At 67.1% G+C, this 1,512-nt stretch carries 2 protein-coding genes; both read right to left on the bottom strand.

Annotated elements, in window-relative coordinates; translation table 11 throughout:
- The coding region (locus tag DW645_RS09795; protein ID WP_199576467.1) for a dTDP-4-dehydrorhamnose 3,5-epimerase family protein at positions 1–740 on the bottom strand (740 nt) is incomplete at its 3' end.
- A 13-nt stretch (positions 741–753) separates the two neighbouring features.
- On the bottom strand, positions 754–1,512 hold a 759-nt coding region (gene rfbB, locus DW645_RS09790), incomplete at its 5' end, for a dTDP-glucose 4,6-dehydratase (protein WP_118227349.1).

Here is a 1,512-nt window from a genome sequence, read left to right as displayed (position 1 = left end):
ACGGTGCCGTAGAGCGACCAGTCGTACTGTACGTAGGCGTCCGGGTCGGACATGTCGAAGGTGTCGATGTCGCAGAAGTCGAAGTCCTTCGCGACGCCGCGCTCCTCGGCGAGCGCGCGGACCGCACGGCCCAGCTGGCCGTTGCAGCCGGTGACGAGCGTGCGCTTCGGCGCCATGGGGACGACGTCCTTGAGGTACGGGTGGTTCAGGTCGGCCTCGGATACGGTGGCCAGATTCAGCGGGATCGGCCACTGGATGTCGAGCTCGGGGTCGGCGAGGTTCACGAACGTGTAGGTCTTCTTCAGCTCGAGGGACCAGTGCGCGTCCACCAGGTAGGTGTAGGCGGTGCCGTCCTCCAGGGCCTGGAAGGAGTTGCCCACGCCGCGCGGCACGTAGATGGCCTTCGAGGGGTCGAGCACGGTCGTGTAGACCTTGCCGTAGGTGGCGCTGCCCTCGCGCAGGTCCACCCAGGCGCCGAAGACCGAGCCGCGCGCCACGGAGATGAACTTGTCCCAGGGCTCGGCGTGGATGCCGCGCGTGACGCCGCGGCTGTCGTTGTAGGAGACGTTGTTCTGGACGACGCGGAGGTCCGGGATGCCCAGCGCGCACATCTTGGCGCGCTGCCAGTTCTCCTTGAACCAACCGCGCGAGTCGCCGTGGACGGCCAGTTCGACGACCTTCAGGCCCTCGATGCCGGTCTCGGTGACGGAGAGGTCCTTCTCGAATGCGATGTCTGCCATGTCTCTGCTCTCCTTACTGCCCCTGCGCGCGGTAGCGGGCCTCGGTGGCCTCCTTGGCCGGGCGCCACCAGGCCTCGTTGGCGACGTACCAGTCGATGGTGGCCCTGAGGCCCTCGGCGAAGTCGGTGTGCGCCGGCCTCCAGCCGAGCTCGGTCTGCAGCTTGGTGGAGTCGATGGCGTAGCGGCGGTCGTGGCCGGGGCGGTCGGCGACCCAGTCGAAGTCCTCGGGGTCGCGTCCCATGGCCGCAAGGATCATGCGCAGCACGGTGATGTTGTTCTTCTCCCCGTCGGCGCCGATGAGGTAGGTCTCCCCCGTGCGGCCGCGGGTCAGGATGTCCCAGACGGCGCTGGAGTGGTCCTCGGTGTGGATCCAGTCGCGGACGTTCTCGCCGCGGCCGTAGAGCTTGGGGCGCACGCCGTCGACGATGTTGGTGATCTGCCTGGGGATGAACTTCTCCACGTGCTGGTAGGGGCCGTAGTTGTTGGAGCAGTTGGAGATCGTGGTGCGAAGCCCGTAGGTGCGGGTCCACGCTCGGACGAGCATGTCGGAGGAAGCCTTGGTCGAGCTGTACGGAGAGGACGGCTTATAGGGCGTCTCCTCAGTGAACTTGGCGGGGTCGTCGAGCGCCAGGTCGCCGTAGACCTCGTCGGTGGAGACGTGGTGGTAGCGGACGCCGTATTTCCTCACGGCCTCCAGCAGGCGGAAGGTGCCCTCGACGTTGGTGCGCAGGAAGGGCTCCGGGTCGGCGATGGAGTTGTCGTTGTGGCTCTC

Source organism: Collinsella sp. AM23-17 (assembly GCF_003470945.1).
Classification (GTDB): domain Bacteria; phylum Actinomycetota; class Coriobacteriia; order Coriobacteriales; family Coriobacteriaceae; genus Collinsella; species Collinsella aerofaciens_O.
The sequence above is the reverse complement of the archived record's forward strand: the minus strand, read 5'-3'. Positions and strand labels throughout refer to the sequence as shown.